This window comes from Dorea sp. BIOML-A1 (genome assembly GCF_009875615.1).
Lineage (GTDB): Bacteria > Bacillota > Clostridia > Lachnospirales > Lachnospiraceae > Dorea_A > Dorea_A amylophila.
The window spans coordinates 33,553-58,324 of record NZ_WWSA01000002.1 but is presented as its reverse complement, the minus strand read 5'-3'; the positions used below and the strand labels follow the sequence as shown (position 1 = coordinate 58,324).

The 24,772-nt window shown below is 43.6% G+C and carries 19 protein-coding genes; 3 read left to right on the top strand and 16 right to left on the bottom strand.

Annotated elements, in window-relative coordinates:
• Window positions 1-8: 8 nt before the first annotated feature.
• The 5 genes from GT508_RS01075 to uvrB form a co-directional block, all read right to left on the bottom strand.
• A complete protein-coding gene (locus tag GT508_RS01075; protein ID WP_161143421.1) occupies window positions 9-737 on the bottom strand; it encodes a ComF family protein in 729 nt (242 codons plus the stop codon).
• Entirely contained in the window at window positions 730-2,943 is a 2,214-nt protein-coding gene (gene recD2 / locus GT508_RS01070) for an SF1B family DNA helicase RecD2 (RefSeq protein ID WP_161143388.1), read from the bottom strand. The genes GT508_RS01075 and recD2 overlap by 8 nt, the downstream gene beginning before the upstream one ends.
• A gap of 32 nt (window positions 2,944-2,975) precedes the next feature.
• Window positions 2,976-3,965: a rod shape-determining protein gene (locus GT508_RS01065; RefSeq protein ID WP_028087432.1), complete on the bottom strand. Its 990-nt coding sequence runs from the start codon at window positions 3,963-3,965 to the stop codon at window positions 2,976-2,978.
• A 206-nt stretch (window positions 3,966-4,171) separates the two neighbouring features.
• On the bottom strand, window positions 4,172-7,015 hold the full coding sequence (gene uvrA, locus GT508_RS01060) for an excinuclease ABC subunit UvrA (protein WP_161143387.1): 2,844 nt from the start codon (window positions 7,013-7,015) through the stop codon (window positions 4,172-4,174).
• Window positions 7,016-7,037: 22 nt separating this feature from the next.
• Window positions 7,038-9,026, bottom strand: coding sequence for an excinuclease ABC subunit UvrB (uvrB, locus tag GT508_RS01055; protein WP_161143386.1), 1,989 nt, complete (start codon window positions 9,024-9,026; stop codon window positions 7,038-7,040).
• 236 nt (window positions 9,027-9,262) lie between these two features.
• Here uvrB and GT508_RS01050 point away from each other — a divergent pair, with 236 nt between their 5' ends.
• A complete protein-coding gene (locus GT508_RS01050; protein ID WP_055281460.1) occupies window positions 9,263-9,676 on the top strand; it encodes a potassium channel family protein in 414 nt (137 codons plus the stop codon).
• 69 nt (window positions 9,677-9,745) lie between these two features.
• On the opposite strand, the gene GT508_RS01045 is transcribed toward GT508_RS01050, so the two are convergent.
• The 10 genes from GT508_RS01045 to GT508_RS01000 form a co-directional block, all read right to left on the bottom strand.
• A complete protein-coding gene (locus tag GT508_RS01045) occupies window positions 9,746-10,993 on the bottom strand; it encodes a chloride channel protein (protein WP_161143385.1) in 1,248 nt (415 codons plus the stop codon).
• A gap of 23 nt (window positions 10,994-11,016) precedes the next feature.
• Window positions 11,017-11,793, bottom strand: a complete 777-nt coding sequence (locus GT508_RS01040) for a hypothetical protein (RefSeq protein WP_161143384.1) — start codon at window positions 11,791-11,793, stop codon at window positions 11,017-11,019.
• Between the two features lie 202 nt (window positions 11,794-11,995).
• The gene (gene hypD, locus GT508_RS01035) at window positions 11,996-14,374 is read right to left on the bottom strand and encodes a trans-4-hydroxy-L-proline dehydratase (RefSeq protein WP_161143383.1); all 2,379 of its coding nucleotides are present in this window, start codon (window positions 14,372-14,374) and stop codon (window positions 11,996-11,998) included.
• Between the two features lie 4 nt (window positions 14,375-14,378).
• Window positions 14,379-15,287 (bottom strand): trans-4-hydroxy-L-proline dehydratase activase, encoded by a 909-nt coding sequence (locus GT508_RS01030; protein ID WP_144100731.1) that lies wholly within the window; start codon window positions 15,285-15,287, stop codon window positions 14,379-14,381.
• A 158-nt stretch (window positions 15,288-15,445) separates the two neighbouring features.
• Window positions 15,446-16,051, bottom strand: a complete 606-nt coding sequence (gene yihA / locus GT508_RS01025) for a ribosome biogenesis GTP-binding protein YihA/YsxC (RefSeq protein ID WP_055281448.1) — start codon at window positions 16,049-16,051, stop codon at window positions 15,446-15,448.
• Between the two features lie 46 nt (window positions 16,052-16,097).
• The gene (lon, locus tag GT508_RS01020; RefSeq protein ID WP_138376515.1) at window positions 16,098-18,428 is read right to left on the bottom strand and encodes an endopeptidase La; all 2,331 of its coding nucleotides are present in this window, start codon (window positions 18,426-18,428) and stop codon (window positions 16,098-16,100) included.
• A 92-nt stretch (window positions 18,429-18,520) separates the two neighbouring features.
• Window positions 18,521-19,780, bottom strand: coding sequence for an ATP-dependent Clp protease ATP-binding subunit ClpX (gene clpX, locus GT508_RS01015; RefSeq protein WP_055281444.1), 1,260 nt, complete (start codon window positions 19,778-19,780; stop codon window positions 18,521-18,523).
• Between the two features lie 26 nt (window positions 19,781-19,806).
• Window positions 19,807-20,388, bottom strand: coding sequence for an ATP-dependent Clp endopeptidase proteolytic subunit ClpP (gene clpP, locus GT508_RS01010; RefSeq protein ID WP_028088268.1), 582 nt, complete (start codon window positions 20,386-20,388; stop codon window positions 19,807-19,809).
• 41 nt (window positions 20,389-20,429) lie between these two features.
• Window positions 20,430-21,716 carry a trigger factor gene (tig, locus tag GT508_RS01005; RefSeq protein ID WP_055281442.1) on the bottom strand — a complete coding sequence of 429 codons (1,287 nt, stop codon included), beginning with the start codon at window positions 21,714-21,716 and terminating at the stop codon, window positions 20,430-20,432.
• Window positions 21,717-21,897: 181 nt separating this feature from the next.
• The gene (locus GT508_RS01000) at window positions 21,898-22,443 is read right to left on the bottom strand and encodes a DJ-1 family glyoxalase III (protein ID WP_171029332.1); all 546 of its coding nucleotides are present in this window, start codon (window positions 22,441-22,443) and stop codon (window positions 21,898-21,900) included.
• 108 nt (window positions 22,444-22,551) lie between these two features.
• Here GT508_RS01000 and GT508_RS00995 point away from each other — a divergent pair, with 108 nt between their 5' ends.
• The gene (locus GT508_RS00995) at window positions 22,552-22,995 is read left to right on the top strand and encodes a CYTH domain-containing protein (RefSeq protein WP_117597144.1); all 444 of its coding nucleotides are present in this window, start codon (window positions 22,552-22,554) and stop codon (window positions 22,993-22,995) included.
• 127 nt (window positions 22,996-23,122) lie between these two features.
• Window positions 23,123-23,530: a helix-turn-helix domain-containing protein gene (locus GT508_RS00990; protein ID WP_055281436.1), complete on the top strand. Its 408-nt coding sequence runs from the start codon at window positions 23,123-23,125 to the stop codon at window positions 23,528-23,530.
• 28 nt (window positions 23,531-23,558) lie between these two features.
• Here the strand turns inward: GT508_RS00990 and GT508_RS00985 are convergent, their stop codons facing one another.
• Window positions 23,559-24,767: an aspartate kinase gene (locus GT508_RS00985; protein WP_055281434.1), complete on the bottom strand. Its 1,209-nt coding sequence runs from the start codon at window positions 24,765-24,767 to the stop codon at window positions 23,559-23,561.
• Between the last annotated feature and the right edge of the window lie 5 nt (window positions 24,768-24,772).

The window sequence follows — 24,772 nt, the reverse complement described above, 5'->3', positions numbered from 1 at the left end:
AACAAATATCAGTACCCTTGTCCAATACTTATAGTTAAAAAATAAACCTTCTCCACGCCTTTTTCCTTTAATGCTTTTGCCGCCGCATCCAATGTATTGCCGGTCGTATATATGTCATCCACCAGCAGAACCTTCCGGACAGGGCGAAATGCCGGTGTTACCGCAAATGCATTTTTCAGGTTCTTTTTTCTCTCATTATGTCCAAGTTTCTTCTGCGGACTGGTCTTCTTTCTTCTTGCCAGGCTTTTACTGTCCACCGGAATGCACAGCATCCTTCCCAGGTTTTCCGCAAGAATCTGTGCCTGATTATAACCCCGTTTTCTACGTCTCGCCCGGTGCAGCGGGACCGGTATGATCACATCCGGGTTCCATCGCCGGATTTCTTTCTGAAAATTTTTCACGAGTTCCTGACTGTACAGTTCCCCGTATCTTCTCTGATTGTGGTATTTGAACTGATAGATAGATTGATTCACAGGAGCTTTATGATTCCATAAGCTTAATCCCTGCTCATAATAATGATGTGTATGCATACAGTCATAACAGTATTCCTTTTCCATACTACGGATCTGCTTGCCGCATTGCATACACCTTGGTTCTCTGATTCTTAAGAATTCCAGCCTTTCCCTGCATTCTGTACAGATGCCCTCTTTACAGACTTTCTGACAGAATGGACAGGTTTCCGGCCAAAACAGAACAATTATATTTTCTTTGATATCTTGTATGATACTTTTATTCATTAAATTCACGGATTCGCTCTGCAAGACTCGTATTGCGGTTCTGCTGGTTTGTGTTTTGTATCATCTCCTGGAATACGCTTTCACTTCCGATCACCGTCACACATTTTCTCGCTCTTGTGACAGCCGTATAGAGCAGATTTCTATAATAAAGCTGTCTTGGTCCCTGTAACAAAGGGATAATGACTGCAGGATATTCGCTTCCCTGCGCTTTATGGATTGTGATCGCATAAGCCAGTTCCAGTTCATCCAGCAGATTGTATGGATATTTTACCTGCTTCTTTTCATCATATTCGACCGTCACGGTCTCTTCATATGTATTGATCTTTTTGATGATCCCCATATCCCCGTTAAATACACCGATCCCTTTATCGATCGTCATTCCGTACCGGGTGGTGATCTCCCACTCAAGCTGGTAATTATTCTTGATCTGCATCACCTTATCCCCCTCACGGAACAGATGATCTCCATATTCTTTTTCCTGTTTGCCAGGCTTCGGCGGATTCAGATATTCCTGCAGGATCTTATTGATCCGTTCCACTCCGAGCAGGCCCTTTCGCATCGGCGTCAGAACCTGAATGTCTGCTTCTGATGCAGATACGAATTTGGGAAGTTTCTTCTGGATCAGTGTGATGATATTACTGATGATCATATTCGTATCATCACGTTTCAGGAAGAAGAAATCCATGCTTTTGTTATCCAGCACAACCGGTTCACCCCGATTGATCTTGTGGGCATTGACAATAATATCACTTTCGCCTGCCTGCCGGAATATCTTCGTAAGCTTTACCACCGGAAAACATCCGGATGAAATAATGTCTTTCAGTACGCTTCCCGGCCCTACACTCGGAAGCTGGTTCACATCTCCCACCAGGATCACACGAGTTCCCGGCACGATCGCATTCAAAAGTGCATACATCAACGGCAGATCTACCATTGACATCTCGTCTATGATGATCACATCTGCTTCCAGCGGATTCTCTGCATTGCGCTGGAAACCACCAACTGTCTCATCATCCGGATTGCCGGACACTTCCAACAGCCGGTGAATCGTCTGTGCCTCGCATCCGGTTGCTTCCGTCATACGCTTTGCCGCTCTCCCTGTCGGTGCTGCCAGATAGATGTCCAGTCCTTCGCTTTCGAAGAAATGAATCATCGCATTGATGGTCGTTGTCTTACCGGTACCCGGTCCTCCGGTCAGTATCATCAGACCATGCCTGACTGCTTCCATTACTGCATCTTTCTGCATCTCGTCTAGATACAGTTCTGTGTTCTTTTCAATCTGATTGATCCTGTGAAGAAGTGTCACATCAGCTGCTTCAAAATCAAGATTCAGATCATGCAGCATCTTCGCAGTATTCAACTCCATATAATAATAATGGGAAGTATACACTCTCACCCCCTGCTCTGACTGCTTCATGACGATCTTCTTTTCCATCATAAGATCCATAAGATACTTTTCCATATCTTGTATCTGTACTCCAAGAAGGTCTCCCGTCTCTTTCAGCAACACGTCCTGATACAGATAGACGTGTCCTTCATTCACACTCTGTTGTAAGGTATAAAAGATTCCGCTGCGGATCCGGAAATCAGAATCTGTGTGTATGCCAATCTTCATTGCAATCTCATCGGCAGTCTTAAATCCCACTCCCGGCACATGGTCTGCCAGATGATACGGATTCTCCTCTATCGTGCGGTAGACATTACGTCCGTAATGCTGATAGATCTTTGCTGCCAGTGTTGTAGAAATGCCGAATTTCTGCAGATAGATCATTGCCTGCCGCATATCCTTCTTCTCTTCTACCTGTGAAGCGATCTCTCTTGCTTTCCGTTCACTGATTCCTTTGATCTCTGCCAGTCGTTCCGGCTCCTCTTCGATGATCCGGAAGGTATCTTCTTTGAATTTTTTCACTATCTTTCCCGCCAGAGAAGCTCCGACTCCTTTGATCGCACCGGAACCCAGATACCGTTCGATGGATACCAGATCTTCCGGCTCACATATCTCCGATTTCTCCACAGCGAACTGAAGGCCATACATCTTATGCGTTGTATAGCCTCCTTTCAGTCTTAACAGTTCACCTTCTTCAATATAATGAAAACTTCCGACACAGGTCACTTCTCCATCTGAATTATTCAGATGGAATACCGTGTACCCGTTGTCTTCATTTCGGTAAACAATATGTTCTACGTATCCTTTTATTTCTTCCATTCGATTTCACTCACCCGGATTCCTATCTGAATCTAGATTCCTTTTCTGTCACCCATGAACTCTACGTATTCTCCGGTTCCGATGGCAACAACCTTCATCGGATCATCCGCCGTCATCGTGTTGATGCCTGTCTTTTCCTCGATCAGTTCTTCCATACCACGTAACATAGATCCGCCTCCGGTCAGCATAATCCCTCTGTCAAGGATATCTGCGGAAAGCTCCGGTGGTGTTCTCTCCAGCACGCTGATAACAGCTTCTACGATCTGTCCCGTTGTCTCCCGGAGTGCTTCTTCTGTCTCTGTCGAAGTTACCGTTACCGTCTTCGGAAGTCCTGTTACCAGGTTTCTTCCTCTGACTTCCAGCGTCTCATCTTCGATCATTGGATAGGTTGTACCAATCTTGATTTTAATATCTTCCGCTGTTCTTTCACCGATCAGAAGATTATGTTTTTTTCGCATATAGCGGACGATCGCCTCGTCGAAATCATCTCCGGCAATCTTTAAGGATGTATTTACAACCGTTCCGCCAAGTGAGATGACGGCAATATCGGATGTACCTCCGCCGATGTCAACGATCATATTGCCACACGGCTTTGAGATATCGATTCCCGCACCGATTGCTGCCGCAACCGGTTCTTCGATCAGATGTACCTCTCTTGCTCCTGCTGCATAAGTTGCTTCCTCCACTGCCTTGCGTTCCACTTCTGTAACCCCGCTTGGTACACAGATACTGATTCTCGGCTTCTTGAATGTACGCTTTCCAAGTGTTTTCTGCACGAAATATTTGATCATTTTTTCTGTTACTGTATAGTCTGATATCACGCCCTGTCTCAAAGGTCTGACTGCCACAATATTTCCCGGAGTTCTTCCAAGCATCAGTCTTGCTTCTTCTCCGATCGCCTTGATTGCATTCGTATCTCTGTCATACGCTACAACAGAAGGCTCTTTTAAAATAACACCCTTTCCTTTTACATACACCAGTACGCTGGCGGTTCCCAAATCAATTCCAAGATCTACTGACATTCCCAATTCTCCCTTCATCAAGCTGTCTATATTCCTATCTTTGGTGAGATATGATTATATCACATGCTATTTTTGAGCATGTTCCCATTATAATCAAAATCATTTAAAATAAAAAGACCCATTTTGCTTAAATCTTTATGAACCTTTTTACATAAATATTACAATATGACGAATCTGGACGATGCATTGAACAAAATGTCATATTTCTACCGTTCTAGCATTGGTTTTATATACTTTCCCGTATAGGATACCGGACTTTCCGCAACTTCTTCCGGTGTTCCCTCTGCGATCACGGTTCCGCCTTTGTCACCGCCTTCCGGACCGATATCGATGATGTAATCTGCGGTCTTTATCACATCCAGATTGTGCTCGATCACAATGACTGTATTCCCATCTTCTGTCAATCTGTGGAGAATCTCTGTCAACTTATGCACATCGGCAAAATGCAGTCCCGTCGTCGGCTCGTCCAGAATATAGATTGTCTTTCCCGTACTTCTCTTACTCAGCTCTGTTGCCAGCTTGATACGCTGGGCTTCTCCGCCGGACAGAGTCGTAGACGGCTGTCCCAGACGGATATAAGAAAGCCCGACATCATACAAGGTCTCCATCTTTCTGCGGATACTTGGTACATTTTCAAAGAAATGCATTGCTTCTTCTACGGTCATGTCCAGAACATCATAGATATTCTTTCCTTTGTATTTCACTTCCAGTGTCTCTCTGTTGTAACGTCTTCCCTTACATACTTCACATGGAACATAGACATCCGGCAGGAAATGCATCTCGATCTTGATGATTCCATCTCCGCTGCAGGCCTCACATCGTCCTCCTTTGACGTTAAAACTGAATCTTCCTTTTTTATAGCCTCTTGCTTTTGCATCTGGTGTTGCCGCGAACAGATCCCTGATCAGGTCAAATACTCCGGTATAGGTTGCCGGATTGGATCTCGGAGTCCGCCCGATCGGAGACTGGTCGATATTGATCACCTTGTCCAGCTGTTCCAGTCCCTCGATGCCTTTGTGTCTGCCCGGAATGGTCCTTGCACGGTTCAGGTCTCTTGCCAGACGTTTATAGAGGATCTGGTTCACAAGTGAGCTTTTTCCCGAACCGGACACACCGGTAACACAGGTCATCACGCCAAGCGGAAACTTCACATCTATGTTCTTCAAGTTATTTTCCTGTGCTCCGAGTACTTTCAGCCATCCGGTTGGTTTTCTTCTTACTTCCGGAACCGGGATCCGGATACGCCCGCTCAGATAGGCTCCGGTTACAGAATTTTCATTCTGCATGATCTCTTCCGCATTTCCGGTTGCAACTACTTCACCGCCATGTTCTCCTGCTCCCGGTCCGATATCCACGATAAAGTCCGATTCTCTCATAGTATCCTCATCATGCTCAACCACGATCACGGAGTTCCCGAGATCCCGCAGATGTTTTAAAGTTCCAAGCAATTTATCATTGTCTCTCTGATGCAGTCCGATACTTGGTTCATCCAGAATATATGCCACACCTACGAGTCCGGAACCGATCTGTGTTGCCAGACGGATTCTCTGTGCCTCTCCTCCTGAAAGTGTTCCGGTCGATCTTCCAAGTGTCAGATAATTAAGTCCGACATCCATCAGAAACTGGATTCTGGAATTGATCTCCTTTAAAATCTGTCCGCCGATCAGCAATTGCTGGTTCGAAAGTTTCAGTTCTTTTAAAAAGGTCTGCAGTTTTTCAATTGACATTCCTGTCAGTTCGGAAATATTTTTATCTCCTACCGTCACAGCAAGTGCTCCCGGCTTCAGGCGCTGGCCTTTGCACGCAGAACACGGTGTGATATTCATAAACTCTTCGTATTCTGCTTTCATCGTTTCCGACGAAGTCTCCCGGTAACGGCGCTCTACATTGCGGATCAGACCTTCGAATGCCACATCATAGACTCCTTCTCCGCGCTGCCCCTTATAATATACTTTCACTTCTTTACCGTTTGTCCCATGGATCAGGACATCATGGACTTCCTTCGGATAGTCCTCAAACGGTGTATCTAATGAAAAGCCATATTCTTTGCTCAACGCATCTAGGATCGCATACGTGAAGCTCTTCTTATCCGTGCAGGACTGCCATCCCATAACAGTGATCGCACCTTCACTGATACTGAGACGTTTATCCGGAATCATCAGGTCTTCGTCAAATTCCATCTTGTATCCCAGTCCAAAGCACTCCGGACATGCGCCGAACGGATTGTTGAACGAAAAGCTTCTCGGTTCGATCTCTTCAATACTGATTCCGCAGTCAGGACATGAGAAGCTTTCGCTGAACTGGACCGGTTCCCCGCCGATTACATCCACGGTCATCAGTCCTTCCGCAAGATTCAGTACATTTTCAATGGAATCGGTCAGACGCTGTTCAATCCCCTCTTTTACTACCAGACGGTCTACAACAATCTCTATATTGTGCTTGATGTTCTTATCCAGCTTGATCTCTTCCGACAGTTCGTACATATTGTCATCGATCCTGACTCGGACATATCCGCTCTTTCTGGCACGCTCCAGTAATTTTACATGGGTTCCCTTTCTGCCTCTTACGACCGGTGCCAGCAGCTGTATCTTGGTTCTTTCCGGAAATGCCATCACCTGTTCTACCATCTGATCAACCGTCTGTTTCTTAATCTCGCGCCCACATTTCGGACAATGCGGAATTCCTGCTCTTGCATATAATAACCGGAAATAATCATAGATTTCCGTTACCGTTCCTACGGTAGATCTTGGATTGCGGTTCGTAGATTTCTGATCAATGGAAATAGCCGGAGACAATCCTTCTATACTTTCTACATCCGGTTTTTCCATCTGTCCCAGGAACTGTCTGGCATAAGAAGACAATGATTCCATATATCTTCTCTGTCCTTCCGCATAAATTGTATCAAATGCCAGTGATGATTTTCCTGATCCGCTAAGACCGGTCAATACCACCAGTTTGTCTCTTGGTATGTCTACGTCTACATTCTTCAGATTGTGTTCATTTGCTCCTCTGATCTTGATATATTGTCTTGAATCTTTTTCCTGTGGCATGTAAGTCTATGATCTCCTTTTTCTATATCTTTATTTCCTGCAATGTCTTCTTAAGCTCTATTAACTTATCCCTGAGTTCTGCTGCCGCCTCAAAATTCAGATCTGCCGCAGCTTTCTTCATCTGCTTCTCCAGCTCTTTGATCAGCTTCTCTAATTCTTTCTCACTCATGGATTCCGGATCTTTTTCCATCTGTAATTCAGAAGCCGCCACTTTCCGGGATACTGAGATCAGATCTCTGACTGCTTTCTGGATCGTCTTCGGTGTAATACCATGTTCTTCATTATATGCCATCTGCACTTCACGTCTTCTCTGCGTCTCATCCAGTGCTGCACGCATGGAATCTGTGATCGTATCTGCGTACATGATAACATGCCCTTCTGCATTACGGGCCGCACGGCCGATCGTCTGGATCAGAGACGTCTCGGAACGCAAAAATCCTTCTTTATCCGCATCCAGGATCGCAACCAATGTGATCTCCGGAATATCCAGTCCTTCCCGCAGAAGATTAATGCCGACCAGAACATCGAATACGTCCAGGCGCATATCTCTCACGATCTCTGTACGTTCCAGCGTGTCAATATCCGAATGCAGATAGCGCACGCGGATTCCCAGCTCACGCATATAGTCGGTAAGATCTTCTGCCATACGCTTGGTCAGCGTTGTTATCAGTATTTTGTGTTTATTGGCAATCTCTTTATTCACTTCTCCGATCAGATCATCGATCTGTCCTTCTACCGGCCGCACTTCTACTTCCGGATCCAGAAGTCCGGTCGGCCGGATCACCTGCTCGGCTCTTAAAAGTTCATGCTCTTCTTCATATTTCCCCGGTGTTGCAGACACGAACATGACCTGATCGATCTTATTTTCAAATTCCTCAAAACTAAGCGGACGGTTGTCCAGTGCCGATGGCAGACGGAATCCATACTCTACCAGTGTACGCTTTCTCGACTGATCGCCGTGATACATACCGCCAATCTGCGGAACCGTCTTGTGCGACTCATCGATCATTATGATAAAATCATCCGGGAAATAATCCATCAATGTATTCGGCGGCTGCCCCGGAGCAAGTCCTGCCAGATGCCTGGAGTAGTTCTCAATCCCTGAACAGAATCCGGTCTCACGCATCATTTCTATATCAAAATTCGTTCGTTCCGCAATTCTCTGTGCTTCCAGAAGTTTCCCTTCTTCTTTGAAATATTTTACCTGTTCTTCCAGTTCAATCTCGATATTTTTAATTGCTTTCTCCATACGCTCCTTTGGTACAACATAATGGGAGGCCGGAAATATTGCAATATGATTCAATGTATTTTTAATCTCTCCGGTAAGCATGTCTATCTCTGAAATCCGGTCAATCTCATCTCCGAAAAATTCCACCCGAATAGCCGTATCGCCCCGGTCTGCCGGTACAACTTCTACAGTATCGCCTCGTACACGGAATGTTCCCCGCTTGAAATCCATATCATTTCTGTCATATTGAATATCTATCAGCTGGCGCAAGACTTCATCTCTGTCCTTCTCCATCCCCGGTCGGAGCGATACCATCATCTGTTCAAAGTTTTCCGGTTCACCAAGACCATAGATGCAGGAAACGCTGGCAATTACGATCACATCCCTGCGCTCGATCAATGCTGCCGTTGCCGATAACCTCAGCTTATCAATCTCTTCATTTACGGAGGAATCCTTCGCAATATAGGTGTCTGAGGATGGGACATAAGCCTCCGGCTGGTAGTAATCGTAGTAGGAGACAAAATATTCCACTGCGTTATTCGGGAAAAACTCTTTAAATTCTCCATATAGCTGCGCAGCCAGAGTCTTATTATGCGCAATGACAAGCGTCGGTTTATTGATCTGCTGAATAACATTCGCCATCGTAAATGTCTTACCAGATCCGGTGACACCAAGCAGTGTCTGGCACTGATTTCCTTCTTTAAAGCCTTTGACCAGATCCTCGATTGCCTGCGGCTGGTCACCAGTCGGCTTGTATTGTGATACTAATTCAAAATGATCCATATGATTTCTCCTAAGCCGCTCTGTCTGGCGGTGATATTTTAGAAATAGTAGTTGTATTTTTAGTATTGTTACTTGTATAGTATATCATTCAGGAGAAAAAAAGTACAGAACTAAATCGAATGTTTGTTCTATGCTTTTTTATTACTTTTATTTTATTATCAAAAATGCCGAACACTTTTACGCATTTCATGATATACTTAAATCAGTTTTTACACGGATACAAGGAGAAGCAGATTATGAAAAAACTCAGAATCTTATGGGGAATTTTAAAACGTACACGGGCAGATCATATTCTTTTAGGTTTTGTCCTCTTCCTCCTGGCCGATGCCGCCGTTATCCGGCTTGTCGAACCGGATATCCACCGCTATGGTGATGCGCTGTGGTATTGTTACGCCGTCATCTCTACCGCCGGATTTGGAGACATTGTTACCGTCACACTGATTGGAAAGATCTGTTCCGTCCTGCTCACGATTTACACTATTTTTGTCGTTGCGATCGTCACAGGTGTTGTCGTAAACTTCTACACACAACTGGTTGAAATGCAGCAAAAAGAAACACTTGCTATGTTCATGGATAAGCTGGAACGGCTCCCGGAGCTTTCAAAAGAGGAACTGGAACATATTTCGCAGAAAGTCCGCAAATTCCGTTAAAAAATACCCGCTGTCAATATGTATTCCTGTTTGCATCATCGAAATACATACTGATAACGGGTATTTTCACTATACTTCTTTTCCCATCTTCTTCACACATTTACTTCCCACTGCTGCTGCAATAAATATCCATATAAATATCTTCACCGGAAAACACAGGAACAAAAGCATGGTCACCGCCAGCGGCTTCTTCATGATACCGCCCAGAAGTGTCGATGTTACAATCGCCGCCGCAAATACAACATGACTGTCCCCCTGCTGTCCGAAGAACAGCATCGCAAGTCCGTATCCCAGACATACTCCCGCAAAAATAACCGGGAAAAAATGTCCTCCTTTTAATCCAAACTGGATACAGAGATTTGTCAATATGATTTTCAGAAATGCTACGCCGATCAATGCTATCGCCATATAACCGGCATACTCTTTCATAAGGACACCCATCTGCTCTTCTCCCGAAAACATCACTGCCGGTATCAACATTCCGATCACACCCAGACATAACCCCGCCAGAATTTCTTTTACGACACCCGGAATTTTTCCGGCAATGATTCCGGTTACCGTATGTGTCGTCTCATAAAAATATGCAAGTACACATCCACAGAACATATACACAAGCATCATCACATAATCGATTCTCTGTACCGCAACTGCATCAAATGACGGAAAACCGGACATTCCTCCGCCCATCAAAGCGGAAAGTCCCGCATAGCTTCCGGTTCCGGCTGCAAGTGCAATTCCATATATGAAGATCTTCGATCCTTTTCCAAGCTCTGCCAGCTGCATATCCGGATCTTCTTCCACCTCAAAGATCCCAAATAACGGCGCATGAAATAACACACTAAGGGAAACGGCTGCACCGATCTGTGAATATTCCTTTGTATTCTGTTTTGCAAATTTCAGATTCTCTCCTGCCCAGTAACATAAGCCTACGATAATCCCGGTAAGTCCTGCCTCCGGACCTACACTGCTTCCGATCAGAAGCGGCAGCAGTGCTGCGATCATCATGACCAGCATATTTTTATATTCGTATCTTTTTTCTTTCTTTACTTTTCCCATGACGGTTTCCATATCTTCCGGATAATCCCCGTATAACTTTCGAAATATCCCGATAATGGCTCCGCCCACAGTACACACGAGCACTGTATAATACGGAATATGAATTCTTTCCGGTATCCACTCCCATATCATTTCTGTTCCTGATGCCATGATCTTCAGCAATGCCCAGACCAAAGCTCCCGCCACAGTTCCTATGACTGCACAGAATGCCCATAATTCCAATTGGTTCTTTATTTTGATCTTCTGTATATTCTTTTCCATAATCCACTCTTATCCGGTTCTTTTTATCTCTTCTGCTCCTTCTCGTCTCTTACCTGCGGGATCAGTGATGCCGCAAGTTTTCCCTTGCCACGGTGCTTCAGATATAGAATTCCGATGATCGAGAACACCACCGCTCCGATAAAATTCACCATCAGATCTTTCATCGTATCCACTATTCCGATATCCAGATATCCACCCAGATTCCATTTTTCGCCATTGATCACCACTGACTGGATGTCCACATGCACCGGGACATTTGCACCTGTCGGGTTGAGTTTCACAGAGCTGATCGATGGAAGGATCCAGTCTTTCTGCATATCCAGTCCGAAGAACCAGTCCATTGAAAATTCAAAGAACTCCCACAATACACCGACTGTCATCGAAAAACAAAATGCAAAAAATGCCACGAAATACGGAGACATCTTAATTGAGAACCGGTCACTTCTGTTAAACAGGTCGATCAGTGCAAATCCAATTGCCGCCATAAGAAAACCGTTTGTCGTATGTAAAATGGTATCCCAAACAGGAATCTTAACATAAAATGCGTTGATCTCTCCCAGTATTTCTGCCGAAAAGATAAAAATCAGAATCACCGTCTCCAGTCCTACCGGAATCGTTACTCCCAGTGTCTGATCTAATACAGCGGGTACCATGAACAAAAACAGGGTCAGAATTCCCAGAAACATATTGTGGTAATTTCCCAGGAAAAACTGTCTGACTACCGACAGTATAACGAGAACCGTCAGCACCATCTGAATTTTCGTCCTTTCCTTTTTCAAATTCATTCCTTTTAGATTCATAACTTTTCTCCATCTCTTTTCTTAACATATTTTTTATCCGTATTTCTACGTTCACTAATATCATATCATATTTTTGCTGCCAGGCCTGAAAAAAAGTCCTTAAACAAGAATTTATACATCCGGCAACAGCCGGCATCACGATTCCTGCCTAAGGACTTTTTTATTTTTTAATTATCTTCAGGTTTACCCTGCAGATTTCATTTTATTCAAATGACTGTTCTGTACGGTTGATGATCTCATCCTGTAACGGTTTGCTTAAGTTACGGAAGAAGTCACTGTATCCGGCAACACGAACGATCAGGTCTCTGTAATCATCCGGATGTTTCTGTGCTTCGATCAGTGTCTGTCTGTCGATGACATTGAACTGAATGTGATGTCCGTCCATTGCAAAGTAGCTGCGGATCAGGCTTGACATATTCTCAAGACCTTTTTCTCCGGCAACAACATCAGGCGTAAACTTCTGGTTCAGAAGTGTTCCTGCTGTTGCAAGGTGATCCATCTTAGAGCATGACTTGATAACAGCTGTAGGTCCGTTTGTATCAGCAGACTTCTCTGGAGAGATACCTTCCGATACAGGTACATTCGCTTTTCTTCCGTTTGCAGTTGCTCCGATCACTTCTCCGAAGTATACGTGACATGTAGTAGGAAGCATATCTACTCCGTATTTTCCGCCTCTCATGGTCGGGCGTCCTGTGATCAGGTCATGATACAGATTAAATACATCCTGCATAACAGAATCTGCATAATCATCATCGTTACCATACTTCGGTGTCTTGTCATGTACCATACGGAAGATTGCATCATAACCTTCGAAGTTATGATCCATAGCTTCAAGCAGCTCTTCCATTGTGAAATTCTTCTTATCGAATACATTATACTTAACAGATGTGATACAGTCGGTAACTGTTCCGATACCTACACCCTGGATATAGTTTGTATTGTATCTTGCTCCACCTGCATTGTAATCTTTTGCATTGCTGATGCAGTCATTTGTTACCACTGACAGACAAGGTGCCGGCATATTCTCTGCATATAATTTCTCGATCACATTGTTTCCGCGAATCTTAATATCAATAAAATGTTTCAGCTGTTTCTGGAATGCATCCCATAATTCATCATAAGACTTGAAATCTTTTGCTTCACCGGTCTTAAGGCCGAGCTGTTTTCCGGATTCCTTGTCAAATCCATTATAAAGTGTCAGCTGGAATACTTTTGGAATATTCAGGTATCCTGTCAGGATGTATGCTTCACTTCCCCATGCTCCTGTCTCAACACATCCTGAAGATCCGCCGCGGCGTGCATCTTCCAGTGATTTTCCTGCATTGATAAGCTCCATGGTCTGTGCTTCTGTATTGTAGAACGCAGGCTGTCCCCATCCCTTTCTTGAGATCTCGCATGCTCTCTTCAGGAAACGTGCAGGGGTCTTCTTACTGATCGTTACGTTAGAGTTTGGCTGAACCAACTTCATCTCGTCCATACAGTCAAGGATCAGGTAGCTGACTGCATTGACACCATCACGTCCGTCCGGTGTAACTCCTCCGGTATTGATATTTGCAAAGTCTGTGTATGTGGCACTTTCTTTTAATGTGATACCTACTTTAACCGGTGCAGGCTGATTGTAGAATTTCACCCATAAGCACTCTAACAGTTCTTTTGCTCTCTCATCATCCAGAATTCCTGCTTCTGTATCTGCTTCATAATATTTGATCAGATGCTGGTCAAGACGTCCCGGGCTGAATGCATCCCATGGGTTCAGTTCTGTTGTAACTGCCAGATGTGTGAACCAGTATAACTGGATTGCCTGCCAGTATGTCTGTGGTGCATGTGCCGGTACAACCTCCAGGTTGGCTACAATCTGTTTTAATTCTTCTTTACGTACCGGATCAGCCTCTTTTTCTGCCAGCTCTAGTGCTAATTCATGATATCTCTCACCAAGAATAATCACTGCATCGCAGGAAATATCCATGGCTTTTAACTCTTCCATTTTATCCAGAGCATCCGGATCATTCATAAAATCAAGAGCATCCATTGTCTTTTTGATCTTCTCTTTGTAGTCCAGATATCCTGTTGTAAATACCTGTTCTCCACCACATGTATGTCCCGGTCCTCTCTGCTCCATAAATTCTGTGAACATACCTGCTGCGTAACAGTCGTTCCATTCCGGAGTCATGGAAGCCAGAAGTCTCTCTCTCATAGTTCTTCCCTTCCAGAACGGAATGATCTCTTCTGCCTGGAGTTTTCTGTCTTCTTCTGTTGTGTGGAAGGATACCAGATCACGCTCACTCATAACTGTCATATCCTCAACGCTGTGACAGCAAAGTTCCGGGAATGTCGGAGATGCCTGTGGATCTTTTCCCTTCTCTCCTACGATCAGCTCACCGTCTCCAAGGTAAAGTGTCTTCTTTGAAAAATACTCTTTTAACACCATAGCTCTCATAACCGGGATAGAATATTTTCCGTCATTTTCTCTGTAAAAATCTGTTTCGATCTTTGCTCTTTCCAGATCGATGTGTACCGGTGTTGTAACACTCAGTTCTCTTAACTTCTGGATTCTTTCGTTCATGCCTCTTTTTTCAGCCATTGTTTTAACCTCCTATCTTTGTGTTAGAAAAACCTGCTTCCTGGAAGAGTTTCACAAACCCCTCCATCTCTTCTTTTGTCGGTGCATTCAAGTCATTACCTTTATATTCCATATCCAGCTTCGGATATTTACTGCTTCCCGTATTATGATATGGCAGCAAATTAACCTGTGCCGGATGAATATCGTGTTCTTTCAGGAAACGGATCGTCTCTTTCATATTCTCTTCGTTTCCATTTACTTCCTTAACAGTAGGGATGCGGATGTATATCCTTGCTCCTGCATCTGAAAGTTTTACAAGATTATCTAAGATCAGTTTATTGTCTACTCCGATATATTGCTTATGTAATTCCGGATCCATTACCTTTACATCATATAAAAATGTATCGACATATGGAAGGATTGCTTCGAACTTCTCATACGGAACATATCCGCATGTATCAATTGTAAGCGATACTTCTTCTTTCTTCAAAGCTTTTGCGATCGCAAGTACATAATCTGTAGACATAGTCATCACTTCACCACCGGAAAGTGTAACTCCACCGCCGGACTGTTCATAGAACATCAGATCTTTCATCAGTTCCTTTACAAGTGTTTTTACCGGATATTCCTGGCCAACGATCTCCCGGATTCCCTGTGTACAGAAATTCTCACATTTTCCGCAGAGCTTACAAAGTTTTTTATCCAGCTTCGGTCTTCCGTCTTCCATGGTAACCGCGCCGTTCGGACAGACTTTTGCGCATACGCCGCAACCGGTACATTTCTCCGCATCATACTGAATTTCCTGCTCGAAGCGCTGTGTCTCAGGATTATGGCACCACACACACTTTAACGGACATCCCTTAAAAAATACGGTCGTACGGATTCCGTCCCCGTCATGAATAGAATACTTCTGGATATTGGTTATCAGATCCATGATATTCTCCTTTCCTCTTATTATACTTGTTATTTTCACATTTTTTACCCGTTTTAGACCAATGTTTGTACTTTAGTCTAATCATAACAAAAAAGATAAAGTTTGTCAATCCTTTGACAAACTTTATCTCATTAATTACCATCTGAAATGGATTCTGTCTATTCTTCATTCTCCTGAGTATTCAGATAATTTCTTTCCACCAGCTCCCATATCTCATCACGTCCCTGTTTCGTCACTGATGAGAACGGGATGACAATTGTTCCCGGTAACACTCCCAGACCTTCTTTTACAATCTTGATCTGTTTGTCTTTCTGGCTGCGTTTGATCTTATCGAGTTTTGTTGCAATGATCACCGGATGGAATCCCTGTGACACGATCCACTCATACATCATCTTGTCGTTACCGGATGGTTTATGACGGATATCGATCAGAAGGAATACTACTTTCAACTGCTTCGACCCGTGCAGATAACGTTCGATCAGCTGTCCCCATTTGATCTTCTCCTGTTCGGATACCTTCGCATATCCGTAACCCGGCAGGTCGACCAGATATAATGCCTCATTAATATTATAGAAGTTGATCGTCTGTGTCTTTCCCGGTGTTGCAGATATTCTTGCGTATGATTTGCGGTTCATAAGCGCATTGATCAGGGATGACTTTCCTACGTTGGATTTTCCTGCAAATGCAATCTCCGGAAGTGTATTCTCCGGAAGTTTGCTGGTGATTCCACATACGGTTTCCAGATTAATATTTCTGATTATCATATATTTCTCCTTTGATCCATCTTCTGACCCGTGCCAGAAGATCTGACTATACAAGTGCTTCTTTCAGCACCTCATTCATGTGTGTTACAAATTTAATTTCCAGTCCCTTTGTAATCTCTGTTGAAATTTCCTCAACATCTCTTTCATTTTTTGCCGGGACAAGTACGGTCTTCATTCCTGCATTTTTTGCAGCCAGAAGCTTTTCTTTCAGCCCTCCGATCGGGAGTACACGTCCGCGCAGTGTAATCTCTCCTGTCATAGCGAGGTCTGCCCGTACTTTTCTTCCTGTCACCGCAGACATGATTGCAGTTGCCATTGTAATACCGGCAGATGGTCCGTCTTTTGGAACGGCTCCCTCCGGAATATGGATATGTATATCATGTTTCTTAAAAAAATCATCTGTAATATCGTGCTCTTTGCTTACGGAACGGATATAACTGATACCGGTTCTCGCGGACTCTTTCATGACATCGCCAAGCTGTCCGGTCAGCAGGATTTCTCCTTCTCCCGGCATCATATTCACTTCGATCTGGAGTGTATCACCGCCGACACTGGTCCATGCGAGTCCACGCACAATACCAACTTCATCTTCTTCATTTGCCATCTGATAACTGTAAAGTTCCTTACCCAGATAGTGTTCCATATTCCGCTCTGTCACATGAATGGATTTCTTCTTTTTCTCAAGGATCTCCATTGCTGATTTACGGCAGATATCACCGATCTTACGTTCCAACTGTCTGACCCCTGCTTCTTTTGTGTAATTTCTTGCCATCTTCCAAATCGCATTTTTACTGATGGTCAGCTGATCTGCTTTCAGTCCATGCTTTTCGATCTGCTTTGGAATCAGATGTTCCTGCGCAATATGCAGTTTTTCATTTTCTGTATAACTGGTAACCTCAATGACTTCCATACGGTCAAGAAGCGGCCTTGGAATGGTCTGCAGGCTGTTTGCCGTTGTGATAAATAACACTTCCGACAGATCCATCGGCACTTCCAGATAATGGTCTACGAACTTATTATTCTGTTCGCCATCCAGAACCTCCAGAAGTGCTGAGAATGTATCTCCTTTATAGTCATTGCTGACTTTATCTATCTCATCCAACAGCATCAGTGGATTCTTGACTCCTGCCTGTTTCATTCCATTTGCGATTCTTCCCGGCATTGCTCCTACATAAGTCTTTCTGTGCCCCCGGATTTCCGCTTCGTCACGGACACCTCCAAGCGAAATTCTCACATACGGCTTCTTCAACGCCCTGGAAAGAGATTTCGCAATCGAAGTTTTACCGGTTCCCGGAGGACCCACAAGACAGATGATCGGTGCTTCGCCTTTTTTCGTAAGCGCCCGTACTGCAAGATATTCAAGTACTCGTTCTTTTACTTTCTCCAGACCGTAATGATCTTCATCCAGTACCTGTCTTGCAAATGCAATATCTTTATGCTCTTTGCAAGTTTTATCCCATGGCATTTCAAGCATTGTTTCGATATAGGTCCGGATAACGCCTGTTTCCGCCGGGGAATTCATGGAATTGCGGAATCTTTTGATTTCTTTGTTCAGCTTTTCTTTTACTTCTTTCGAAGCTTTCAATGCATCTGCCGCCTGCTGGAATTCATCCGCATCCGACATGGTATTGTCATCACCAAGTTCCTCACGGATTACTTTCAGTTCTTCCCGTAGGATGTATTCCCTCTGATTCTTGTCCACACGTTCTTTCACCTTACTTTGGATCTCTTCTTTTACTTTCTGTGCCTGGATCTCATTCACAATCTTATATAGCAGAAGTTCATACCGTCTCATAACGTTCGTCTCTTCCAGCAGTTCCTGCGCATCTTCGAATGAAAACGGCATATTTGCAGCAATCACATCTGTCAGGTATTTCAGATCATGAATGGATTCCACCTGCATGCCAAGTTCTTTTGAAAGCTTTGGGTTCTTTAACAGATATTCTTTGAAGACATCCTGTAATCCACGGATCATTGCTTCCCGGTTCATTGGATCGTCTTCTTCCCGCTCTCCGGATACTACTTCATCATCCGGCAGTTCTACTACCGTTGCCTGGAGATATGGTGTCTCACTATCCATTCTTACAAGACTTGCTCTTACTTCTCCGGATACAAGTACACGGCTCATTTTTTTTGGTAATTTTACTACCTGCCTTATGGTAACAACACAGCCAACCAGATAGACATCTTCTGCTCCCGGCTCTTCTATTTCCAGATCCTTCTGAGCGCTGACGAATAACTTCTGGCCGTTTTTTACCGCCTCTTCAATCGCCTGCAGTGATTTTTCCCTGCTTACATCAAAATGTCTGACCTCTTCCGGCAGTATCGTAAGTCCTCTTAAGGCAACCATAGGCAGACTATAGGTTTCTCCTGTCATATATTCACACTCCTGTTCACCGACTGGATTATCTTGGTATAAAATCAGCGGGTACAATTATTCTTCGCACCCGCCGTCTTTCTTTTCATTTATTATGCACTTTCTGAGTCAGGTTCTGCATGTTCACATACAGGCTCTCCTGTTCCTTTTACAACATCTTCTGTGATGTGGCATGATTTTAATGTCTCATCCGATGGTGCTTTATACATGATATCCATCATGATACTTTCCATAATCGCTCTCAGTCCTCTTGCTCCCGTCTTTCTCTTCAGGGAAGTCTCTGCGATTGCTTCCAGTGCTTTATCATCAAATGTAAGCTCTACATCGTCCAGTTCCAACAGCTTCTGATACTGTTTAGTCAATGCATTCTTCGGCTCTGTAAGAATCTTCATTAATGCATCTTTATCCAGCATTTCCAATGCTACTGTTACCGGTACACGGCCTACGATTTCCGGAATCAGACCAAATTTCACAAGATCCTGCGGCAGAATCTGCTGAAGCAGTCTGTCCACATCATCTTCATGCTTTTCTGCAATCTCTGCATTGAATCCAATTGATTTCTGATCGATACGTTTTTCAACGATTTTTTCGATTCCTTCAAAGGCTCCTCCACAGATGAATAAAATATTCGTGGTATCGATCTGGATCATCTCCTGATGCGGATGCTTTCTTCCTCCCTGTGGAGGTACATTGGCAACTGTTCCTTCAATAATCTTCAGAAGCGCCTGCTGTACACCCTCACCCGATACATCTCTGGTAATCGATGGATTCTCTGATTTTCTTGTAATCTTATCAATCTCATCAATATATATAATTCCATACTCTGCACGTTCAATATCTCCGTCTGCCGCCTGAATGATCTTCAGAAGAATGTTTTCTACATCTTCACCGACATATCCGGCCTCTGTCAATGCTGTTGCATCAGCAATCGCAAACGGTACTCCCAAAATCTTTGCCAGTGTCTGAGCCAGAAGCGTCTTACCGCATCCTGTCGGTCCGAGCATGAGAATATTACTTTTACCAAGATCTACTTCCATATTTCTTCCCGCCATTACACGTTTATAATGATTATAAACAGCTACCGATAATACTTTTTTCGCTTCTTCCTGACCAATGACATATTCATCCAGAAATGCTTTGATCTCTTCCGGTTTTAAAAGATTGATATCCGAGAACGGATTCCATTCTCTTCCGTTCTCGTATTCAAATTCTTCTTCTATAATCTCTGCGCAGACATCCACACACTCATCACAGATATATGCCCCATTCGGACCTGCGATCAGCTTTCTCACCTGATTCTGCGTCTTGTTACAGAACGAGCATCTTACCTGATCATCGTTCTTTCCTGCCATACTTTTCACCTCGTCTGAGGACTGCCCTAGCGGTTCTTGATGACTTCGTCAATCAGACCATACGCTTTGGCTTCTTCCGCAGTCATAAAGTTATCTCTTTCTGTATCTGCGTTGATGACCTCTAACGGCTGTCCTGTATTTTCTGCCAGAATCTGATTCAGTTTCTGACGAGTTTTTAAGATATGATCTGCTGCGATCTGAATCTCTGTTGCCTGTCCCTGAGCTCCGCCAAGCGGCTGATGGATCATGATCTCAGAGTTTGGAAGCGCAAGTCTCTTGCCCTTTGTTCCTCCTGTAAGAAGGAATGAACCCATACTTGCAGCCATACCAATACAGATTGTCTCAATATCGCATTTGATATACTGCATGGTATCATAAATTGCCATTCCGGCTGTTACAGAGCCTCCCGGACTGTTGATGTACAGATGGATATCTTTCTCCGGATCTTCTGCTTCAAGAAACAGAAGCTGTGCAACGATCACACTTGCAGATACATCTGTTACTTCTTCGCCCAGAAATATAATTCTGTCTTTTAATAATCTTGAATAGATGTCGTAAGAACGTTCTCCACGGCTTGTCTGTTCAATGACATAAGGTACTAAACTCATGTATATGCCTCCTGACTATACTATGTTATGATCTGACATTCTTATTTTTCTACTGCATTCTCAACAAGGAATGTAACAGCTTCCTGAACTGCCAGATCTTCCTTCATCTGTTTCTTCTCGTTCTCACCCATGAATTCTTTCAGTTTCTCAACTTCCATGTTGTAAGATTCAGCCATCTTGGCAAGTTCTTCATCGATCTTCTCATCTGTGATTTCGATATTTTCAGCTTTTGCTACTGCCTCAAGTACAAGACGTGTCTCAATTCTCTTGATTGCCTGTGGTCTCATATCTTCCATCATCTTCTCTGCAGTCAGTCCTGTGAACTGGAAGTACTGCTCAAGAGTGATTCCCTGAGACTGGATTCTCTGTGCAAAATCCTCTACCATCTGAGTTGTCTGTGTCTCGATCATTGGCTGTGGAATCTCGTATTCTGCATTCTTAACAGCCTGCTCTACAGCCTGATCTTCCTGATTTCTCTTTCCGTCTGCTGCTTTCTGCTCTTTGATCTTTGCTTTTACGTCTGCTTTGTATTCTTCTAATGTATCGAATTCAGATACTTCTGCTGCGAACTCATCATCAATTTCCGGCAGTTCTTTTGCTTTGATCTCATGAACTGTACATTTGAATACAGCTTCTTTTCCTTTTAATTCTTCTGCATGATAATCTTCCGGGAAAGTAACTTTTACTTCAACTTCTTTCTCAGCTTCAGCGCCTACTAACTGCTCTTCAAATCCAGGAATGAACGATCCTGATCCGATAGTCAGTGGATAGTTCTCTCCCTTTCCGCCTTCAAATGCTTCACCATCAACAAATCCTTCAAAGTCGAGAATTACTTCATCACCGTCTGCTACCGCACGGTCCGTAACTACAACTTCTCTTGCATTTTTCTCTGCTTCTTCCTGGATCTTAGCGTCTACTTCTTTCTGAGTTACGCGTGTAGATACTTTATCTACTTCCAGTCCTTTATACTCACCGAGTTTTACTTCCGGCTTTGTTGCAACATCTGCTGTAAAGATGAATGATTTTCCTTTTTCAATCTGAACAACGTTGATCTCCGGTCTTGAAACAATCTCAAGTTCACACTCTTCATATGCTTCAGAATATGCCTTAGGGATCAGTGCATTTGCTGCATCATCGTAGAAGATCTCCGGTCCATACATTTTCTCGATCATCTGACGTGGTACTTTTCCTTTACGGAATCCCGGCATAGCGATCTTGTTCTTCTGCTTCATATATGCACTCTGAAGCGCTTTTTCTAAATCATCGGCCGGAACTTCGATAGTAAGTTTCGCCATGTTGTTTTCTAACTTTTCTACCTGTAAACTCATTTACTATTTCCTCCTGTTTCTAACCCGCCTCATGGGTAGCGGAAAAAAAGCGGGTATATTACAATACATTCACCACAGAAGTATAACACAAACTCTGGTAAATATCTAGTCCCCGTTTTTGCTTAAATCCGGTGTTTTTCCGCTTTTTTCTTCTATTTTTATTAAATTTTATGAAAAACTATTAAAAGACTATAGAATCTGCGATTTCCTTCGCTTTTTCTTCGCCATCCAGAATCTCGATCAATTTCAGTCCAAAATCAATTGCAGTGCCAACGCCCTGACTGGTGATAATATTCTCGTCTACTACAACCGCTGTCTCTGTCAGCACGACATCTTCCATCTCATCTTCCACGCCCGGATAACAGGTTGCCCTCCTGCCTTCCAGTACTCCCAGGCTCTTTAATATGGTAGGTGCCGCACAGATCGCTCCCACATATCTTCCTTCTTTTGCATACTGTTTTACCACATATCTAACTCCGTCATGGTTTTTCAGGTTCAGGGTTCCCGGCATTCCGCCCGGAAGCACAACCATATCAAATTCATCAAAATCTACTTCATCAAATAAATCTTCTGTCTGCACATTGATTCCATGTGCTCCATGTACGATGTAATCATCCATGATGGATATTGTATCTACATATATCTTTGCTCTTCTTAACAGATCAACAACAGTCAGACCTTCGATCTCTTCAAATCCGTCTGCCAATAATACGCATACTTTTTTCATCTTCATTATCCTCCTCATCTCTTATTTATTCTAAATTCTATCACCGTTTACTTTTTCTGTAAACTGTTGTATCATAATTTCACCGCAAATGAAAGGAGACTTTATAATATGGAAATAGAACGAAAATATCTTGTTGCAAAGCTGCCGGATCAGCTGGAAACTTACCCATGCCGCCTTCTCGAGCAGGGGTATCTGAACACCAATCCCGTTGTACGTATCCGTCGTGATAATGAAAAGTACGAACTCACTTACAAGTCTGCCGGACTGATGTCCCGTCAGGAATATAACCTTCCTCTTGACCGGGAATCCTATCATCATCTTCTTGGCAAGATTGATGGACGTCTGATTAAAAAGAAACGGTATGTAATCCCGCTTTCTTCCGGCCTCACCGCAGAGCTTGATATCTTCGAAGGCGATCTTGCTCCTCTTATGCTTGTAGAAGTAGAATTCCAAACCGAAGACGATGCAGATTCTTTCACCGCTCCCGGCTGGTTCGGCGAAGATGTCACTTTTTCCGGAAAATATCATAACAGCTATCTGAGCCGTTTATAAATTGATATTTGTCCGCGCGCCACATTTCGTTGCTTTTTCTCGTTTTGTCACGTCTTGTTGCATATCATATCTATTTTATGGTCAGATTGTTATACTAACAGCAATATGTAACTTGTGGAGGTTTAACATGGCAAATCTGCAACTGGCCAAAAACTTATTCTATCTCAGAACCATATCTGGTCTAAAGCAGGATGATATTGCTGATATCTTCAATATCAGCCGTCAGGCCTGCAGCAATTATGAAACCAGTACACGTACGCCGGATCTTGGTTATCTGGCTTCTTTTGCTGCACATTTTCACGTTACTATGGATCAGCTTATCCTCTGTGATCTCGAAGCCGAACATTTTATTCCCGGATCAGAATATCCTTCCGGCATGCGCGAGACGGTTACTCCTTATATGCAGGGAATCGAAAAAAATACCGGTAACTACATCTATCTCACCGAAGAAGAAGTGGATCTTGTATTCGCATTCCGTTCTTCTTCCGATGAGAAGCGTAAACTCGCTACCGGTTTTCTTCACTCAGATAAATAATTGTCTTTCCTTTTTTCCCGACTTTTTCTCAGGCTCCCAGTCCAAATCCATCATGAACTGCATTCATTGCTTTTTCAATATCTTCTTCCGGAATCAGTACCGTAATACGGATCTCGGATGTGGAGATCATATTGATATTGACTCTGGAATTGTATAATGATTCAAACATCTTCGCAGCTACTCCCGGATTACTCATCATTCCGGCTCCAACGATGGAAAGCTTTGCAACCTTTTCATTCCATGTGATATCCTGGATCGTAAGTCTTTCTTTATTCGCATTCAGTACTTCAATCGCATGTTGCAGATCCTCAGATGCAACCGTAAAGGAAATGTCTTTTGTTCCTTCTCTTCCGACAGACTGAAGAATGATATCTACGTTAATATTATTTGCAGCCAGTGTATTAAATACAGCAAATGCCGTCCCCGGCTTATCCTCTAATCCGATAACAGAGATTCTGACTGTATCTTTATCTGCAGCCACACCTGTAACCAGTAATTTTTCCATATTCGAACCCTCCTTGACTACGGTACCTTCTGAACGGTTCAGGCTGGACCGCACCACTAATTCCACATTATATTTTTTTGCCATTTCCACAGAACGGTTGTGAAGAACTTTTGCACCAAGGCTTGCAAGTTCCAGCATCTCATCATAAGTAACCGCATCCAGTTTTTTTGCAGTTTTTACAACTCTCGGGTCTGCGGTGAACACACCGTCTACGTCTGTGTAAATTTCGCATTTATCAGCATGAAGTACCGCCGCCAGTGCAACGGCTGTTGTATCGGAACCGCCTCTTCCGAGTGTTGTGATATCGTCATATTTATTGACTCCCTGGAATCCGGTTACGATCACGATCTTTCTGGAATCCAGTTCATGCATGATGCGTTCGGTGTCTACTCTTTTAAATCTAGCATTCCCGTAACGGGATGTGGAGTGCATCATAACCTGAAAAGCATTCAAGGATACAGCAGGTACATCCAGTGCCTGCATTGCCATAGCCATCAGGGATACCGACACCTGTTCTCCTGTAGTAAGCAGCATATCCAGTTCTCTTTTTTTTGCGTCCGGATTGATCGTATTCGCCAGTGCGATCAGTTCATCTGTAGTATCTCCCATTGCAGAAAGTACAACCACCACGTCATGTCCGGCCCTGTAATCTTCAATGCAGCGTTTTGCCACATTGAATATTCTGTCTTTATTGGCAACAGAACTGCCGCCAAATTTCTTAACTATTAACATGTTTC

Bases quoted from the DNA above. Each gene is read 5' to 3' on its own strand.
- GT508_RS01075 (WP_161143421.1), bottom strand. From the start codon at position 737: ATGAATAAAAGTATCATACAAGATATCAAAGAAAATATAATTGTTCTG.
- recD2 (WP_161143388.1), bottom strand. From the start codon at position 2,943: ATGGAAGAAATAAAAGGATACGTAGAACATATTGTTTACCGAAATGAA.
- GT508_RS01065 (WP_028087432.1), bottom strand. From the start codon at position 3,965: ATGTCAGTAGATCTTGGAATTGATTTGGGAACCGCCAGCGTACTGGTG.
- uvrA (WP_161143387.1), bottom strand. From the start codon at position 7,015: ATGCCACAGGAAAAAGATTCAAGACAATATATCAAGATCAGAGGAGCA.
- uvrB (WP_161143386.1), bottom strand. From the start codon at position 9,026: ATGGATCATTTTGAATTAGTATCACAATACAAGCCGACTGGTGACCAG.
- GT508_RS01050 (WP_055281460.1), top strand. From the start codon at position 9,263: ATGAAAAAACTCAGAATCTTATGGGGAATTTTAAAACGTACACGGGCA.
- GT508_RS01045 (WP_161143385.1), bottom strand. From the start codon at position 10,993: ATGGAAAAGAATATACAGAAGATCAAAATAAAGAACCAATTGGAATTA.
- GT508_RS01040 (WP_161143384.1), bottom strand. From the start codon at position 11,793: ATGAATCTAAAAGGAATGAATTTGAAAAAGGAAAGGACGAAAATTCAG.
- hypD (WP_161143383.1), bottom strand. From the start codon at position 14,374: ATGGCTGAAAAAAGAGGCATGAACGAAAGAATCCAGAAGTTAAGAGAA.
- GT508_RS01030 (WP_144100731.1), bottom strand. From the start codon at position 15,287: ATGGATCTGATAACCAATATCCAGAAGTATTCTATTCATGACGGGGAC.
- yihA (WP_055281448.1), bottom strand. From the start codon at position 16,051: ATGATAATCAGAAATATTAATCTGGAAACCGTATGTGGAATCACCAGC.
- lon (WP_138376515.1), bottom strand. From the start codon at position 18,428: ATGACAGGAGAAACCTATAGTCTGCCTATGGTTGCCTTAAGAGGACTT.
- clpX (WP_055281444.1), bottom strand. From the start codon at position 19,780: ATGGCAGGAAAGAACGATGATCAGGTAAGATGCTCGTTCTGTAACAAG.
- clpP (WP_028088268.1), bottom strand. From the start codon at position 20,388: ATGAGTTTAGTACCTTATGTCATTGAACAGACAAGCCGTGGAGAACGT.
- tig (WP_055281442.1), bottom strand. From the start codon at position 21,716: ATGAGTTTACAGGTAGAAAAGTTAGAAAACAACATGGCGAAACTTACT.
- GT508_RS01000 (WP_171029332.1), bottom strand. From the start codon at position 22,443: ATGAAAAAAGTATGCGTATTATTGGCAGACGGATTTGAAGAGATCGAA.
- GT508_RS00995 (WP_117597144.1), top strand. From the start codon at position 22,552: ATGGAAATAGAACGAAAATATCTTGTTGCAAAGCTGCCGGATCAGCTG.
- GT508_RS00990 (WP_055281436.1), top strand. From the start codon at position 23,123: ATGGCAAATCTGCAACTGGCCAAAAACTTATTCTATCTCAGAACCATA.
- GT508_RS00985 (WP_055281434.1), bottom strand. From the start codon at position 24,767: ATGTTAATAGTTAAGAAATTTGGCGGCAGTTCTGTTGCCAATAAAGAC.